Source organism: Burkholderia sp. AU31652, from assembly GCF_002223155.1.
Classification (GTDB): domain Bacteria; phylum Pseudomonadota; class Gammaproteobacteria; order Burkholderiales; family Burkholderiaceae; genus Burkholderia.
In genome coordinates this window covers 653,744-670,802 of sequence record NZ_NKFG01000003.1, presented here as the reverse complement: position 1 = coordinate 670,802, position 17,059 = coordinate 653,744, and the positions used below count along the sequence as shown (strand labels likewise).

Annotated in this window: 15 protein-coding genes; 3 read left to right on the top strand and 12 right to left on the bottom strand. The window is 66.2% G+C overall.

Annotated features, from left to right (window positions below; genetic code table 11):
- Positions 1-23: 23 nt before the first annotated feature.
- Entirely contained in the window at positions 24-2,057 is a 2,034-nt protein-coding gene (uvrC, locus tag CFB40_RS05850) for an excinuclease ABC subunit UvrC (RefSeq protein ID WP_089424860.1), read from the bottom strand.
- Between the two features lie 76 nt (positions 2,058-2,133).
- Here uvrC and earP point away from each other — a divergent pair, with 76 nt between their 5' ends.
- The 3 genes from earP to CFB40_RS05835 all read left to right on the top strand — a co-directional run bounded on the left by earP (position 2,134) and on the right by CFB40_RS05835 (position 5,667).
- A complete protein-coding gene (gene earP / locus CFB40_RS05845; RefSeq protein ID WP_089430788.1) occupies positions 2,134-3,327 on the top strand; it encodes an elongation factor P maturation arginine rhamnosyltransferase EarP in 1,194 nt (397 codons plus the stop codon).
- Between the two features lie 127 nt (positions 3,328-3,454).
- Positions 3,455-4,012 carry an elongation factor P gene (gene efp, locus CFB40_RS05840; RefSeq protein ID WP_011351421.1) on the top strand — a complete coding sequence of 186 codons (558 nt, stop codon included), beginning with the start codon at positions 3,455-3,457 and terminating at the stop codon, positions 4,010-4,012.
- A gap of 269 nt (positions 4,013-4,281) precedes the next feature.
- Complete coding sequence (locus CFB40_RS05835) at positions 4,282-5,667, top strand: sigma-54-dependent transcriptional regulator (protein ID WP_089424858.1); 1,386 nt, start codon at positions 4,282-4,284, stop codon at positions 5,665-5,667.
- Between the two features lie 188 nt (positions 5,668-5,855).
- Here the strand turns inward: CFB40_RS05835 and nagZ are convergent, their stop codons facing one another.
- The 11 genes from nagZ to CFB40_RS05780 form a co-directional block, all read right to left on the bottom strand.
- Positions 5,856-6,884 carry a beta-N-acetylhexosaminidase gene (nagZ, locus tag CFB40_RS05830; RefSeq protein ID WP_089430787.1) on the bottom strand — a complete coding sequence of 343 codons (1,029 nt, stop codon included), beginning with the start codon at positions 6,882-6,884 and terminating at the stop codon, positions 5,856-5,858.
- A 16-nt stretch (positions 6,885-6,900) separates the two neighbouring features.
- On the bottom strand, positions 6,901-7,329 hold the full coding sequence (gene acpS / locus CFB40_RS05825; protein ID WP_011351418.1) for a holo-ACP synthase: 429 nt from the start codon (positions 7,327-7,329) through the stop codon (positions 6,901-6,903).
- A gap of 72 nt (positions 7,330-7,401) precedes the next feature.
- A complete protein-coding gene (gene pdxJ / locus CFB40_RS05820; RefSeq protein ID WP_046545252.1) occupies positions 7,402-8,178 on the bottom strand; it encodes a pyridoxine 5'-phosphate synthase in 777 nt (258 codons plus the stop codon).
- On the bottom strand, positions 8,175-9,011 hold the full coding sequence (gene recO / locus CFB40_RS05815; RefSeq protein WP_011351416.1) for a DNA repair protein RecO: 837 nt from the start codon (positions 9,009-9,011) through the stop codon (positions 8,175-8,177). The genes pdxJ and recO overlap by 4 nt, the downstream gene beginning before the upstream one ends.
- Complete coding sequence (gene era / locus CFB40_RS05810) at positions 8,998-9,897, bottom strand: GTPase Era (RefSeq protein ID WP_006476493.1); 900 nt, start codon at positions 9,895-9,897, stop codon at positions 8,998-9,000. Before era ends, recO begins: the two co-directional genes overlap by 14 nt.
- A gap of 60 nt (positions 9,898-9,957) precedes the next feature.
- Entirely contained in the window at positions 9,958-11,184 is a 1,227-nt protein-coding gene (gene rnc / locus CFB40_RS05805) for a ribonuclease III (RefSeq protein WP_089424855.1), read from the bottom strand.
- A 154-nt stretch (positions 11,185-11,338) separates the two neighbouring features.
- Entirely contained in the window at positions 11,339-12,232 is an 894-nt protein-coding gene (gene lepB, locus CFB40_RS05800; protein ID WP_027788005.1) for a signal peptidase I, read from the bottom strand.
- 16 nt (positions 12,233-12,248) lie between these two features.
- On the bottom strand, positions 12,249-14,042 hold the full coding sequence (gene lepA, locus CFB40_RS05795; RefSeq protein ID WP_089424854.1) for a translation elongation factor 4: 1,794 nt from the start codon (positions 14,040-14,042) through the stop codon (positions 12,249-12,251).
- 194 nt (positions 14,043-14,236) lie between these two features.
- Positions 14,237-14,479, bottom strand: coding sequence for a glutaredoxin family protein (locus CFB40_RS05790; RefSeq protein ID WP_089430786.1), 243 nt, complete (start codon positions 14,477-14,479; stop codon positions 14,237-14,239).
- A 7-nt stretch (positions 14,480-14,486) separates the two neighbouring features.
- Positions 14,487-15,986, bottom strand: coding sequence for a DegQ family serine endoprotease (locus tag CFB40_RS05785; protein WP_089424852.1), 1,500 nt, complete (start codon positions 15,984-15,986; stop codon positions 14,487-14,489).
- 16 nt (positions 15,987-16,002) lie between these two features.
- Complete coding sequence (locus CFB40_RS05780) at positions 16,003-17,055, bottom strand: MucB/RseB C-terminal domain-containing protein (RefSeq protein WP_059527587.1); 1,053 nt, start codon at positions 17,053-17,055, stop codon at positions 16,003-16,005.
- Between the last annotated feature and the right edge of the window lie 4 nt (positions 17,056-17,059).

Here is a 17,059-nt window from a genome sequence, read left to right as displayed (position 1 = left end):
ACGCGGCCGGCCGCACGGCCGCGTCAGTGAAGCTGCTTGTAGATCTGCTCGGCGAGCGCGTGCGAGATGCCCTCCACGCTCGCGAGTTCCTCGACGCTCGCGGCAACCACGCCGCGCAACCCGCCGAACCGCGCGAGCAGCCGCTGCCGGCGCTTCGCGCCGACGCCCTCGAGTTCCTCGAGCCGCGATGTCTGGCGAGCCTTCGCCCGCTTGGCACGCATACCGGTGATCGCGAAGCGGTGCGCCTCGTCGCGGATCTGCGCGACGAGCATCAGCGCGGCGCTTTCCTTGCCGAGTTCGAGCGGCGTGCGGCCGTCCGCGAACACGAGCGTCTCGAGGCCGACCTTGCGCCCCTCGCCTTTCGCGACGCCGACCAGCATCGACGTGTCGAGGCCGAGCTCGGTGAACACCTGGCGCGCGATTTCGACCTGACCCTTGCCGCCGTCGATCAGCACGATGTTCGGTAGCAGGCTCGACGCCTCGGCCTGGCGCGTCGACTCGCCGTCGATGCCGGCCGCATCGTCGGCGGCAGCCGCTTGCGCGGCCTGCTCGACCATCTTCTCGTAGCGGCGCGTGAGCACCTGCCGCATCGCCGCGTAGTCGTCGCCCGGCGTGATCCCGGTGATGTTGTAGCGGCGGTATTCGCCCGACTGCATCTTGTGATGGTGGTAGACCACGCACGACGCCTGCGTCGCCTCGCCCATCGTATGGCTGATGTCGAAGCATTCGATCCGCAGCGTCGCGAGATCGTCGCATTCGTAGCTGAGCGTCTCCGCGAGCGCACGCGTGCGCGCCTGCTGCGAGCCCTGCTCGGACAGCAGCCGCATGAGCGCGATCTGCGCATTCTGCTCGGCCATCGACAGCCACGCGCGCCGCTGCCCCTGCGGCTGCCGCACCAGCGACACCTTGTGGCCGGCCTGCTCGGACAGCAACTCGAGGAGGTCGCGGCTCGCGGGCGCATGGCTCACGACCAGCACCGGCGGCACGCGGTTGCCGAGATAGTGCTGCGCGATGAACGCGTCGAGCACTTCGGCCTCGACCGACGCCACCGCGTCACCGCGCGTGCGGCCGGGTTCTTCCGCGGGCAGGTCGGGCAATACATCGGCGGACGCATCGGCCGCCTCCGCCAGCTCGGACTCGTCGCCGATCCCGCCCTCGGCGAGCGTCAGCGCGCTTTCGACGTGCGTCGGGAAATACGCCTTGTCGCCGAGATGCCGGCCGCCGCGCACCATCGCGAGGTTCACGCACACGCGCCCGCCTTGCGCGACGACGGCCAGGATGTCGACGTCGCTGTCGCTGCCGACCTCGATCGCCTGCTGGTGCAGCACCGTCGCGAGCGAGCTCATCTGGTTGCGCACGGCCGCCGCCTGCTCGAATTTCAGTTCGGCCGCGAACGCGTGCATCTTCTGCTCGAGTTCCTTCATCACTTCGGACTGCCGGCCGAGCAGGAAACGCGCGGCATTCGATACGTCGATCGCGTAATCCTCGTCGGAGATCGCGCCGACGCACGGCGCCGTGCAGCGCCCGATCTGGTGCAGCAGGCACGGCCGCGTGCGGTTGTTGAAGACCGAATCCTCGCAGGTGCGCAGCTGGAACACGCGCTGCAGGATCTGGATGCTCTCGCGCACGGCCCAGGCACTCGGGAACGGCCCGAAATACTGGTTCTGCTTGTCGACCGAGCCGCGGTAGTAGGCCATCCGCGGAAAACGGTGCGCGGTGAGCTTCAGGTACGGATACGACTTGTCGTCGCGAAACAGGATGTTGTAGCGCGGCGCGAGCGCCTTGATCAGGTTGTTCTCGAGCAGCAGCGCCTCGGCCTCCGAGCGCGTGACGGTCGTCTCGATGCGCGCGATGCGCGTGACCATCATCGCGATGCGCGGCGACAGCTGCGTCTTCGTGAAATAGCTCGATACACGCTTCTTCAGGTCGCGCGCCTTGCCGACATAGAGCACGGCGCCCGCCGTGTCGTAATAGCGATAGACGCCCGGCATGTGCGGCAATTGCGCAAGGATCTTCTTCGGTTCGAACGGGGTATCGGAAGCTTCAGGGGATGTCATGCGTGATCCGGGCGCCTTGTAACGCGGAACGGGTCTATTAGAATCGCCAGTTTAGAGCATTCACCGGCCCGCTTCGATGCCCCGCACCACCGCTGCCCCCCTGCCCGCCGCGCCGCTCGCGCCGGGCGAACCGATTGCCTGCGACCTCTTCTGTACGGTGATCGACAATTTCGGCGACATCGGCGTCTGCTGGCGCGTCGCGCGCCAGCTCGCGCACGAGCACGGCTGGCAGGTTCGCCTGTTCGTCGACGACCTGCGCACGTTCGCGCGCCTGCTGCCCGGGGTCGATCCCGACGCGGGGCGGCAGACGGTCGACGCGATCGTGATCGAGCACTGGCATGCGCAAGCCGGCGACGCGCTGGAGATCGCCGATGTCGTGATCGAAGCGTTCGCGTGCGAGCTGCCCGGCGCGTATCTCGCGGCGATGGCGCGACGCGAACGGCGCCCGGTGTGGATCAACCTCGAATACCTGAGCGCCGAAGACTGGGTCGCCGATTTCCATCTGCGGCCGTCGCCGCATCCGCGCTACCCGCTGCTGAAGACGTTTTTCTTCCCCGGCCTGTCGGCCGGAACCGGCGGCGTCCTGAAGGAGCATGACCTCGATGCGCGCCGCACGGCCTTCGAAGCCGACGCGGCGGCGCGCGATGCCTGGTGGCAGCGCGCGACCGGCGGCGCGCCGCCGGCCGCCGGCACGACGGTCGTCAGCCTGTTCGCGTACGAGAATCCGGCCGTCGACACGCTGCTCGCGCAGTGGCGCGACGGCCCGACGCCGGTCGTCGCACTCGTGCCGGCCGGCCGCGTGTCGCCTGCCGTCGCCCGTTTTTTCGGGGTCGAGTCGTTCGGCGCGGGCACGCATGCGCGCAGCGGCAACCTGACTGCTCACGGGCTCGCGTTCGTCCCCCAGGCCGACTACGATCCGTTGCTGTGGGTGGCCGACGTCAATTTCGTGCGCGGCGAGGATTCGTTCGTCCGGGCGCAGTGGGCCCGCAAACCGTTCGTGTGGCACATCTACCCGCAGGCCGACGACGTCCACCTGCCGAAGCTCGACGCGGCGCTCGCGCACCTGTCGGCCGGCCTCGCCGACGCGCCGCGCGCGGCGCTCGAGCGGTTCTGGCATGCATGGAACGGCGTCGGCACGCCCGACTGGGCCGATTTCTGGCAGCACCGCGCCGCACTGGACGCCAACGCGGCCCGCTGGGCCGATGCGCTCGCGGCCGTCGGCGATCTCGCAGGAAAGCTGGCGGAATACGCAAAATCTCAGTTAAAATAAGCGGTTATCCGACGGCTGACCAGGCAAGCGCTCGCTTTTGGCGTCCACCGGAATGCACCGCTTGGCGCCTCACCCGTTGCGCAACGCTCAGGCACCTATTTATTTGATTTGATCAGGACAGTTTTTTATGAAAACCGCACAGGAACTCCGCGTAGGCAACGTCGTGCAGATCGGCAGCGACGCATGGGTCATCGCCAAGGCTGAATACAACAAGTCGGGCCGTAACTCCGCCGTCGTCAAGATGAAGATGAAGAACCTGCTGACGAACGCAGGCCAGGAAGCGGTCTACAAGGCTGACGACAAGTTCGACGTCGTCGTGCTCGACCGCAAGGAAGTGACGTACTCGTACTTCGCCGATCCGATGTACGTGTTCATGGACGCCGACTACAACCAGTTCGAAGTCGAAGCGGAAATGATGGGCGAAGCGCTGAACTACCTCGAAGACGGCATGGCTTGCGAAGTCGTGTTCTACAACGAGAAGGCGATCTCGGTCGAACTGCCGACGGTCCTGGTTCGCGAGATCACCTACACGGAACCGGCTGTCAAGGGCGACACGTCGTCGGGCAAGGTGCTGAAGAACGCCAAGCTCGCAACGGGCTTCGAACTGCAAGTGCCGCTGTTCTGCAACACCGGCGACAAGATCGAAATCGATACGCGTACGAACGAATACCGCAGCCGCGCGTAATCGCCAGCGATACCCGCATCGAACAAAGCGCCCTTCGGGGCGCTTTTTGTTTGTCCGGCACCAACAACCGGGCGAGAGTCAGGCTCATGTAAAGCACAAAAGCCACCGGTAAAGATATTCAATTTGTATCATCGGTAACTGTTTTATAGCGCCGGAGAAATATTGCTCGTTACGCGTTCAGCGGGGCATAAAATCAGTCTTTAATCTGACATGCGGCTGCGGCCACGATGACCGACAGCCCGCCTCTCTTGACTCGACTTGCGTCCACCATGCCACACGCCCTGATTGTCGAAGACGATCCCAACAGTCTGTCCGGCCTCACCGCGCTGCTCGCCGCGGACGGCTTCTCGGTCGACACGGCCACGTCGCTCGCAGAAGCGCGCACGGCGCTCGGCCGCTCGATTCCCGATGTCGTCCTGGTCGACCTGAACCTGCCGGACGGCAGCGGGTTCGACCTGCTCCAGCACCTGCCGCAGCAACAGCCGAACGGCTCGCTGCCCGTCATCGTGCTGACCGGCAATGCGACGGTCGAGAGCGCCATCGAGGGGCTGCGTCACGGCATCTGGGACTACCTGCTGAAGCCGATCAACATTCCGCGCCTGCGCAGCCTGCTCGCGCGGATCCCGCGTCCGTACGAACTGATCGACGAAGTGCAGTCGTTGCGCGCGTCGCTGCGCCATCTCGGCCGCTTCGGCGCGCTGGTCGGCCGCAGCGACGCGATGCAGCACGTGTACGACATGATCGAGCACAACGCGCGCACCGAAACGGCGGTGCTGTTCTCGGGCGAAGCGGGTACCGGCAAGAAACTGGCCGCGCGCACGCTGCACGACCTGAGCCGGCGCCGCAAGGGGCCGTTCGTATCGTTCGACTGCCGGACGATCGCACAGGCCGGGCGGCACGGTGCGTCGCTCGACAGCGTGCTGTTCGGCCATGAGCGCGGTGCGTTCGATGGCGCCGAGCGCCGCGAATCGGGCCTGTTCGAACAGGCCGGTGGCGGCACGCTGTTCCTCGACGAAATCACCGCACTGCCGCTCGTGCTGCAGGAAGCGCTGCTGCATGCGCTCGATTCGCAGAACTTCATGCGGATCGGCGGCACGAGCTCGATCACGAGCGATTTCCGGCTGATCGCGACCACGCGCCGCCCGGCGCGCGAAGCGGTCGCGAACGGCACGCTGCGCGAGGATCTGTGGCTGCGCCTCGATGCGGCATCGATCACGATGCCGCCGCTGCGCGAGCGCGACGGCGATGCGCTCGCGATCGCGGATGCGCTGATCGACGAACTGAACCGCGACGCGCGCGCAACCGGCCGCAGCACGACCGACAAGCGCGCGGCGCCGGGCTTCGTCCGTGAATGCCTGTCCTACGAATGGCCGGGCAACGTGCGCGAGCTGCAGGAGCGCGTTCGCTTCGCGTACGACGCATCGGGCGATTTCATCGAGACGCTGCGCGCGGGCGAGCCGAGCTTCTCGGCAGGCGCCTCATTGAACGGCAGCAGCGTGCAGATCAAGGTCGGCACGCCGCTGTCCGATGTCGAGGATCTGCTGATCCGCGCGACGCTCGACGCCGTCGGCGGCACGCGCCACCGTGCGGCAACGTTGCTCGGCATCAGTCCGAAGACGCTGTACAACAAGCTGCAGCGGATGAAGGTGAACTGAGCAGGCGGCGATGCTCGAGGGTACTGCATGGCTTGACCGTTAGTTGCGCTGAAACTCACTACGTCGACCTGCCTGATTCCTGAAGCTGCCCGGTTCGCACCAGCAGTAATCCATGAAAAAGCCGCGCGATTGCGCGGCTTTTTGTTTCGGTAACCGGAACGGCGCGGGGCGCGCCATCCCCTCCCCGCTCAGGCCAGTGCGCTGCTCAACAGCGCCTGCGCCTGCAGATACTCGGGCTGCGCGATCAGCTTGTCCCACTTGAGCGCCTTGCCGCGCCCACGCATCCGCTTGATACGTCGCACCGACGCGTCCGTGGCCCGCGCTTTCAGCCCGTTCAGCACGACCTCGGCCGCGTCCGGCTGGTTGCAGACGAGCACCATGTCGCAACCGGCCGCGAGCGCGGCGTCGGCCGCCTGCGTGAGCGTGCCGCCTTCGCGCGCGGCTTCCATCGACAGGTCGTCGCTGAAAATCGCGCCCGTGAAGCCGAGCCGTCCGCGCAGGATGTCCTGCAGCCACACGCGCGAGAAACCGGCCGGCCGCTTGTCGACCTGCGTGTAGATCACGTGTGCGGGAATCACCGCGGACAGCGACAAACCGAGCCAGTCGTACGGTGCGACGTCCTGCTTGAGGATCGCGTCGAGCGTACGGTCGTCGGTCGGCAACGCGACGTGCGAGTCGGCCTCCGCGAAGCCGTGCCCCGGGAAATGCTTGCCGCAGTTCGCCATCCCGGCGAGCGACAGCCCGTGGTTCAGGCTCTTCGCGAGCAGCGTGACGACGCGTGGATCGCGATGGAACGCGCGATCGCCGATCACTTTCGAGTGCCCGTAGTCGAGGTCGAGCACGGGCGTGAAGCTCATGTCGATCCCGCACGCGCGCAGCTCGGCGGCCAGGACGTAGCCGACGGCCGTGGCGACCTTCGTCGCGAGCAGCACGTCGCGATCCCACAGCTCGCCCAGGCGGCGCATCGCGGGCAGCACCGTGAAGCCGTCGGTGCGGAAACGCTGCACGCGCCCGCCTTCGTGATCGACGGCGATCAGGATGTCTTCGCGCACCGCGCGGATCGAGTCGGTCAGCGCGGTCAGTTGCGCGCGGTTCTGGAAGTGCCGCGCGAACAGGATCACGCCGCCGGTATTCGGATGCGCGAGGCGCCGCGCATCGTCGCGCGACAGGGCCGTGCCGACGACGTCGAGCATGACCGGGCCGGGAGTCGTTTTCATCGAATCGGGTATTCCGTCAGGAGGAGGTTCGGGAAACAGGTGCAGGCGCGGCGTCCGTCTCGGCGACCACGAACGACACCGCATAGTCGCGTTCGTCGCTGACCGTCACGCGCGCCGTGATGCCACGGGCCGCCAGCCAGTCGGCCAGCTCGCCCGATGCGACCACGTACGGCTCGCCGCTCGGGTGGTTGAGGGTCTGCAGCGCACGCCACGTCATCGGCCAGTGCATGCCGAGGCCGATTGCCTTCGAGAACGCTTCCTTCGCGGAAAAGCGCGTCGCGAGGAACGCGATGCCGCGCGCCTCGGAGCGAGCGCGGCGCGCATGGAACACGCGCAGCTCGTCCGGGCCCAGCACCTTCTCGGCAAACCGGCCGCCCGTGCGTTCGAGCACGGCCGCGATGCGGCTCACCTGGGCGATGTCGGTACCGATGCCGTAGATCGCCATGTCAGTACGCGCCGGTACGACCCGGCCGGGCCGGGTCAGGCATGACGCGCGACGCGCGGTGGCATGTCATCTTCAGCGCGCGCCGCCATGCAGCGCGGCAACGCGTGCGGCGACCATGATCGCCTTCATTTCGCGCACCGCGTTGTCCCAGCCCGCGAAAATCGCGTGCGCGACGATCGCGTGGCCGATGTTCAGTTCGACGATGCCGTCGATCGCGGCGATCTGCTGCACGTTCGTGTAGTGCAGGCCGTGACCGGCATTGACCTTCAGGCCGAGCTGCGCGCCCGCCTGAACGCCCGCGACGATGCGTTCGTATTCGCGCTGCTGCTCGGCTTCGTCGTGCGCTTCCGCGTAACGGCCCGTATGCAGCTCGATCACCGGCGCGCCCGCTTCGTGTGCGGCACGGATCTGCGTCTCGTCCGGGTCGATGAACAGCGACACGCGCACACCCACGTCGGCAAGCTGCTTGCATGCCGCACGCACGGCCTCGAAGTGGCCGGCGACATCGAGACCGCCTTCGGTCGTCAGTTCCTCGCGCTTCTCGGGCACGAGGCACGCGTCGTGCGGACGCACTTCGCAGGCGATATCGAGCATCTCGGCCGTCACCGCGCATTCGAGATTCATGCGCGTCTTCAGCAGCGGACGCAGCTTGCGCACATCCGCATCGACGATGTGGCGGCGATCCTCGCGCAGGTGCAGCGTGATCGCATCCGCACCGGCTTCTTCGGCGGCGAGCGCCGCGCGGATCGGATCGGGATAGGTCGTGCCGCGCACATTGCGCAGCGTCGCGACGTGGTCGATGTTGACGCCGAGGTCGATGGCGGTGGGCGTTGTCAGGAAGAAACTCATAGGTTTTGCAGGTCGATCAGGATCTGACGCGTGGCAAGCGGCGTACCGCCGAGATAGGTGTTCAGCAGGAAGCGCATCAGCGTCTTGCTTTGCGCAACCGTCTGGGCTCGATGGTAATCGTCCTGCTCCATATCGAGCAACGTCTGTCCGGAAATGACCGGCCAATGCGACGGGACTTCGTCGTCCGCGTTGCGCACGCCACGCTCGGGATCGAACACGTAGCGACGGTCGGGCTCGACCGCGCGGCGCGCGACCGTGCGGTTCAGCGCCATCGCGTAGCCGGTCTCGCGCAGCAGCACGCGCTCGAACGAGCGCAGCACCTGCACCGCGGGTTCGCCGTGCGCGAGGCGCGTGAGGGTCAGCACGTAATGATTGAAGAGCGGCGGCTGGGGATCTTCGCGTGCGCAGAATTTCACGAGCAGCTCGTTCGCGTAGAAGCCGCACAAGAGCCCGTCGCCGCCGAGCGGCAGCATCCCGCCGACCCACTCGGCGCCCGTCAGCGTGCGCACCTCGGATTTGCCGGACCAGGACAGCAGCAGCGGCTGGAAGGTCTGCAGTACGCCGCGCAGCGCGGAGTGCGGGCGCTTCGCGCCCTTCGCGACGAGCGCAAGCCGGCCATGATCACGCGTCAGCACGTCGATGATCAGGCTCGTTTCCCGATACGGATAACTGTGCAGCACGTATGCCGGCTGCTCCGCGACGCGGAAATCGGACGTGCGTGACGTCGCGCGCCGCGCCTTGCGCGGCGGTTCAGGCGGTGCCGGCAGCGGCGCGTCGTTCGCGCCGGCCGTCACCGCGTCTTCAGTCGACGTCAGCGCGTCATTCGTACCCATAGGCGCGCAGCCCTGCCTCGTTGTCGGCCCAGCCGCTCTTCACCTTCACGAAGGTCTCGAGATACACCGGGCCGTCGAACAGCTTCTCCATGTCCATCCGCGCCTCGGTGCTGATCTGCTTGAGCTTCTCGCCCTTCTTGCCGATCACCATCGCCTTGTGCGAATCGCGCTCGACGAGGATCGTCGCGAAGATGCGCTTCAGGCGCCCTTCCTCCTCGAACTTGTCGATCAGCACGGTGCTCGTGTACGGCAGTTCGTCGCCGGTCCAGCGGAACACCTTCTCGCGCAGGATTTCGGCTGCGAGGAAACGCGAGCTGCGGTCGGTCAGCTCGTCCTCGCCGTAGATCGGCTCGCCTTCCGGCAGGTACGGCTTGATCGTGTCCAGCAGGCGCTTGATGTCTTCCGGCTTCTGCGCCGACAGCGGCACGAGCTCGGTGAATTCGCGCAGCTCGCTCACCTTCTGCATGAACGGGAACAGCGTGGCCTTGTCGTTCACGCGGTCGATCTTGTTCGCGATCAGCAGCGTCGGCATGCCGGGCGGAATCAGGTCGAGCACCTTCTGGTCGTCGGGGCCGAAGCGGCCGGCCTCGATCACGAACAGAATCACGTCGACCGACGTCAGCGTCGACGTGACCGCGCGGTTCAGCGAACGGTTCAGCGCGGTGCTGTGGCGGGTCTGGAAACCCGGCGTGTCGACGAACACGAATTGCGCGTCGTCGAACGTATTGATGCCGGTAATGCGGTGGCGGGTCGTCTGCGCCTTGCGCGACGTGATGCTGATCTTCTGGCCGACGAGTGCGTTCATCAACGTCGACTTGCCGACGTTCGGGCGGCCCACGATCGCGATCATGCCGCAACGGAAACCGGTAGGAGCGGGAGTGTTCATATCGTTTGGGAGACAGGTTCGGAAACGGCCGCGCGGCGCGCGGCACGATCGATGGGCAATTCAGTGGTCGGCATCGGCCACGCGCGCCTGCGCAGCGGCGAGGCTCGCGCCGCCCGGAGGCGTCTCGGAATCCGGTGCCGCGGCGTCGCGTGTGCGCGCAGCCGCACGCGAAGCGGGGTCGGTACCGGCGGAAGACTTGTCGGCGGACGACGATGCCGGATCGGCGGACTGGCCAGCCGGCTTGTCGGCTGCGCGTGCAGCGGGCACGGCTTCCGCGGGCTTCTCCGCGGCCTTGTCGGCTCGCTCGGCCGGCTTGTCGCCAGGCTTGTCGGCCGCCGGCTTCGCCGCCCGTTCGCCCTTTTCCGCAGCCGCGTCGACATGCGCCGCGCGAATCGCGGCCATCGGCGCCGCGGCCGGCTCGGTACCGGTCGCAGCGGTGGCCGCAGGCGCCGCACCGGCCGCCCTCGCCTCGCGCGCCGCCGCGCGTTCCTTCCGCTCCGGCGAGCGCAGGTCGAGCGCTTCCTGCACGCCCTTCACGCCCGGCACGATTTCGGGTTCGACATGCTTCGACCCGCGCGCGTTTTTCGAGCGCTTCGGCTTCGCGGCCAGCATCGGCGCGGCCGCCATCACTTCATCGAGCGCCTTCTTCGCGGCAGCCTGCTCGGCTGCGCGCCGGCTCGCACCGGAGCCCGACACCTTCACGTCGAGCTTCGGCACCGTGCATTCGACTTCGAATTGCTGATTGTGCGCCGCACCATGCGTCGCCACCACCGTGTAGGTCGGCAGCGCGATCTTGTGCCCCTGCAGGTATTCCTGCAGCAGCGTCTTCGCGTCCTTGCCGAGCGTGCGCGGATCGATGTGGTCGAGAATCGGGATATAGAGGCGCTTGATGACCCCTTGGGCGGCTTCGAAGCCGCCATCGAGGAACACGGCCCCGATGATGGCTTCGAACGCGTCCGCGAGGATCGACGGGCGGCGGAACCCGCCACTGCGCAGCTCGCCCTCGCCGAGCCGCAGTCCGTCCGAGATATTCAGGGCCTGAGCAATTTCGTACAGCGACTGCTGTTTGACGAGGTTGGCGCGTACGCGCGACAGATCGCCTTCGTCCAGCTTGCCGAAACGCTGGAACAAAAGGGCGGCCACCGCGCAATTCAGAACGGAGTCGCCGAGAAACTCGAGCCGTTCGTTGTGCGTGGCACTGTGACTGCGATGGGTCAAAGCCTGGCGCAACAATTCCGCATTGCGAAATTCGTAGCGCAGCCGGCTTTCCAACTGGGATGAGGGCATGTGCAGGAGTATAACGCGGGCGCCCGGTCGGGCCGAAACGGCACGGCCGGACGCGAAAAGGCGTGACGAGGCGGTGTTACCGCCGGTTCTTAAAGTAGTTCGGCAATACGCGACGCGGCCCGTGCGTCGCGTAGTGCGAGTGAGTCGATTGCGATCAGTTGAAGGAACCGATGCGCTTCAGGTCGCTGAAGTTCATCCAGATGAAGAACGCGCGGCCGACGATGTTCTGGTCCGGCACGAAACCCCAGTAGCGGCTGTCCGCACTGTTGTCGCGGTTGTCGCCCATCATGAAGTAGTGACCGGGCGGCACCTTGCAGATCACACCGCGGCTGTTGTACGTGCAGTTGTCGCGAAACGGATAGTCGTATGCGCCCATCACGAACGGCGGCACGGCCGGGTTGTTGAGGATCGCGTTCTTCTTGTTGCCGATCGTTTCCTCGAACTGCTTCGCGTAATTCTGGCGCTCGTCGTCGAAGAAATCGGGCAGCGGCGTTTCGGGCACCGGCTGGCCATTGATCGTGAGCTGCTTGTCCTGGTACGCGACGGTATCGCCCGGCAGGCCGATCACGCGCTTGATGTAGTCGACCGACTCGTCCTTCGGATAACGGAACACGACGACGTCGCCGCGCGACAGCGGGCTGCCCTGCGTGATCTTCGTGTTCGTGACCGGCAGGCGCAGCCCGTATTCGAACTTGTTGACGAGGATGAAATCGCCGACGAGCAGCGTCGGCACCATCGAGCCCGACGGAATCTTGAACGGCTCGACGACGAACGAACGCACGACGAACACCGCCAGGATCACCGGGAAGAAGCTCGCCGTGTACTCGAGCCACCACGGCTGGCGCAACTTCTCGTCGCGCAGCTTCGAACGCGTCTGCACCGCGTTTTCATCCGCGAAGCGCTTGTCGATGCGCGACTGCTGGCGATCGAACTCCTCGATCGCCGAGTCGGCCGCCTTGCGACGCTGCGGCAGAAACACCAGTTTGTCCAGCACCCACGCTACGCCCGTCAAGATGACGAGCACAAAAAGAATCAGCGCAAAATTCATAAAAGGATCAGTCCTGTTATTTGTCTTCGACGCGCAAGATCGCAAGGAACGCTTCCTGCGGGATCTCGACCGAACCCACCTGCTTCATTCGTTTCTTGCCTTCCTTCTGCTTTTCGAGCAGCTTCTTCTTTCGCGTGATGTCACCGCCGTAGCACTTCGCGAGCACGTTCTTGCGCAACGCCTTGATGTTCTCGCGCGCGACGATGTGCGCGCCGATCGCGGCCTGAATCGCCACGTCGTACATCTGGCGCGGGATGATCTCGCGCATCTTCGCGGCCACTTCGCGGCCGCGATATTGCGACTGCGAACGGTGCACGATGACCGACAGCGCATCGACCTTGTCGCCGTTGATCAGCATGTCGACCTTCACGACGTCCGACGAACGGTATTCCTTGAACTCGTAGTCCATCGACGCATAGCCGCGCGACACCGACTTCAGGCGATCGAAGAAGTCGAGCACGATCTCGGCCATCGGGATCTCGTACGTGAGCTGCACCTGGCGGCCGTGATACTGCATGTTGATCTGCGAGCCGCGCTTCTGCTCGCACAGCGTGATCACCGAGCCCACGTAATCCTGCGGCATGTACAGGTTCACGGTGACGATCGGCTCGCGGACTTCGGCGATACGGCCGGGCTCCGGCATCTTCGCCGGGTTCTCGACCTTGATCGTCGAGCCGTCGCTCTGCACGACCTCGTAGACGACCGTCGGTGCGGTCGTGATGAGATCCATGTCGAACTCGCGCTCAAGCCGCTCCTGCACGATTTCCATGTGCAGCAACCCGAGGAAGCCGCAGCGGAAACCGAAGCCGAGCGCCTGCGACACTTCCGGCTCGTACTGCAGCGATGCGTCGTTCAGCTTCAGCTTCTCGAGCGATTCGCGCAGCGCGTCGTACTGGTTCGCCTCGACCGGATACAGCCCCGCGAACACCTGCGGCTTCACTTCCTTGAAGCCCGGCAGCGGCTCGGTGGCGGCCTTGGACACGTGGGTGACGGTATCGCCGACCTTCGCGGCCGTCAGTTCCTTGATGCCCGCGATGATGAAGCCCACCTGCCCCGCCGACAGCGATTCGAGGTTGCGCGACTTCGGCGTGAACACGCCGATGTGCTCGACCGGATACTGCGCGCCGGTCGCCATCATCTTGATCTTGTCCTTCGGGCGCAGCGTGCCGTTGACGATACGCACCAGCATCACGACGCCGACGTAGTTGTCGAACCACGAGTCGATGATGAGCGCCTGCAGCGGCGCGGCCGGGTCGCCCTTCGGCGGCGGCACCTTCGCGATCAGCGACTCGAGCACGTCCTCGACGCCGAGGCCCGTCTTCGCGCTGCAACGCGTCGCGTCGGTCGCGTCGATGCCGATCACGTCCTCGATCTCCTCGATCGCGTTCTCGGGGTTCGCGGCCGGCAGGTCGATCTTGTTCAGCACCGGAACGACCTCGACGCCGAGCTCGATCGCCGTGTAGCAGTTCGCGACGGTTTGCGCCTCGACGCCCTGGCTCGCATCGACGACCAGCAACGCGCCTTCGCACGCGGACAGCGAACGGCTGACTTCGTACGAGAAGTCGACGTGCCCCGGCGTGTCGATCAGGTTCAGGTTGTAGACCTTGCCGTCGCGCGCGCGATAGGACAGCGCGGCAGTCTGCGCCTTGATCGTGATGCCGCGCTCGCGCTCGATATCCATCGAGTCGAGCACCTGCGCTTCCATTTCACGGTCGGCGAGGCCGCCGCATACCTGGATGATGCGATCCGCGAGCGTCGACTTGCCATGGTCGATGTGCGCGATGATCGAGAAATTGCGAATATGATCCATTCAGTGCCGATCAAGCGAAAAAGGCGCGCTCGACGACTGCAGAGCACGCCTTGTGTAAGTCGGTGAAAAAACAGCTTATTTTAGCCGAAAAGGCCTTTGCCGGGCGGTATTTCCTACGCCGGGCCGGGCGGTGGTCGCCGGGGGGGCGCCCGCCGGGCCAAGCCCCGTGCGAAACGACGCGCGCCCGCGGCAGGTCAGGCTCGGCGCCGGGACGACAGCGCGTCGCGCACCCGCGCGTCGTCGAACCGGTGGCGGCATACCTCCGCCCCGTCCAGCAACAGCACGGGCACGTCCTCGTCGTAGCGGGCGACGAGCGCCGCATCGGCGTCGATGTCGACGTAATCGACCGCGACGCCGAATTCGGCCGCCACCGGCGCCAGTGCGTCGCGCATGTCGTCGCACAGGTGACACCAGCCGCGTCCGTAAAGCGTGAACATCGGCGCGTTACTTCTGGCGCGGCCGCACGGGCACGAATTGCGTGTTGTCGCCACGCCGCACGAGCACCGCGACCGCCTTCTGCGGATCGAGCTGCGCGGTCACGTCGGCGAACTGCTTCGCGTTCGTGATGTCGGTGTCGCCGACGCGCAGCACGATGTCACCGCGCTGCAGGCCCGCACGGGCGGCCGGGCCGTCGACGCCGTCGATCTGCACGCCGTTCTTCAGCTTCAGCGTCTTCATCTGCTCCGCCGTCAGGTCGCTGACCGTCAGACCGAGCGAATTGGTCTGGCGCGGCTTCTGCGGCGCGTTCTTGCGCTGCTCGGCCTTTGCCGTCGTTTCGGCCGGCGTTTCCGCGATCGTGATCGGCAGATCGCGTGCCTGACCCTTGCGCCATACGCTGACCGTCGCCTTCGTGCCGGGCTTCGTGTCACCGACCATGCGCGGCAGATCCGACGCCGCGTCGACCGAACGACCATTGAACTTCAGGATGATGTCGCCCGGCTGGATACCCGCCTTGTCGGCCGGGCCACCCGGCTCGACGCTGCTGACGAGCGCGCCCTCGGCCTTCGGCAACCCGATCGAATCGGCCACGTCCTTCGTCACCTCGCCGATCGCCACCGCGATCCGGCCGCGCGTGACCTTGCCCGTCGCCTTCAGCTGGTCGGCCACGCGCATCGCCTCGTCGATCGGAATCGCGAACGAGATGCCCATGAAGCCGCCGGTACGGCTGTAGATCTGCGAGTTGATGCCGATCACCTCGCCCTGCATGTTGATCAGCGGACCGCCCGAGTTACCGGGGTTCACGGCGACGTCGGTCTGGATGAACGGCAGGTAGTCACCCGTATTGCGGCTCTTCGAGCTGACGATGCCGGCCGTGACCGTGTTGTCGAGGCCGAACGGCGAACCGATCGCGACGACCCACTCGCCGACGCGCACCTTGTTGGAATCGCCGATCGCGACGACCGGCAGGTTCGACGCCTGGATCTTGACGACCGCGACGTCCGTGCGATCGTCGACGCCGATCAGCTTCGCCTTGAATTCGCGCTTGTCGGTCAGCGTCACGTAGATGGTGTCCGCATCGTCGACGACGTGCGCATTGGTCATCACGTAGCCGTCGGCCGACACGATGAAGCCCGAGCCGACGCCGCGATTCTGTTCGGTGTCGGGCGGATTGTCCGGCGTCGGCGCGTTCTTCGGATTGCCGCCGCCATTGCCGCTACCGTTGCCCGGCGCCTGCGGCAGCGGAATGCCGAAAAAGCGACGGAAGAATTCCGACATGTCGCCGTTGTCGAAGCCCGGCGGAAGCACGCCGCGCGGGCCGGGTACCGGCACGTTCGCGGTGGTCCGGATGTTCACGACCGCGGGGCCGACCTTTTCGACGAGATCGGCGAAATCGGGAAGGCTGGCAGCGGGAGGCGTGACAGCGACCGCGGTTTGCGGGACGAGCGGCAGGCAGGCACACAGCGCCGCCGCCGCGAGCACTTTGCGCAGCGTGAGTTTCGTCATGTCGGAAGCCGTAGCGTTACTTGGAAGCCTTGTATTCTATGGCAGACGCGAACTGCTGCAACGTAGCCGGCGGCACTTCTCCGAGTACGGTGATCCAGTAGTCGCCGCGGCGCTTCACGAGAACGTTCGTCGCACCGGTGCTGCCCGCGCCTTCCTTGCGCGTATTCTTTTCGGCCGGCTCGATGAAAACCGAGATCGTCGCGAGGCCGTCGGTGAAGACGGCCTGATCGACCGGGATCGGCGGCTCGCCCGCGTCACGCGCGGCCATCGGCCGGCGCACTTCGCGAATCTTCTGGAAACCGGCCACGCTCGGGGCGAGCTGCCAGCCCTGTGCTTCCATGTCGACCGTCGCGACCGGCGGCCGCACGACCGTCCAGCCGCTCAGGTTGCGCATGCCGGCCGCGATCGCGGCCTTGTCGCCGCTTGCGCCGCCCGTCTGCAGTTGCGAGAACGCGATCTGCTCGAGCACGTGATCGTTCGCATCGAGCGTCTGCGAGCGCAGCAGCAGCCCCGTGCGCGCGTCGGCCCACAGCTTGTACGTGAAGCGGTACGCATCCTTCGGCACGAGTTCGACGACCTGCGCGTCGATCCCTGCCACGCGGTCCTTGCCGAGCGACTTCGCGTCGTAGACGGACATCACGTGCTCGCCGCTCGCGCCGAGCAGCGCGGGGAACGAGTCGCGCGTCTGACGGCGCTCGACCACGCACAGCTTGCGCTCGGGCACGAACGTGTACAGCTCGTCGTTATGTCGCAGAAGCTTGCGCGGCTTGCCGTCGAGCGTCTCGATGCGCTCGAACTCGCCGTCGCGGGACGCGACGTGCGCGATGCGCGACGACTGCACATAACCGCCGCGCTGGTAGACGAACGTGCCTTCGTAACTCTGCTGCTGCGCCGCTTGCTGGACACGGTCGAGCCAGTCGGCGGCACCCTTGCGGGTCGCGACGGGATCGTCCGGTTGCTGGGCGCTGGCAGGAAGGGATTGAACGGACAACAGGGCGGCTGCGCAAAGCAGGAGGGCCGGCAGCCGCTTCCATCCGGAGATGGCGTGATTCAACTGCAATGTCCGCATCGGG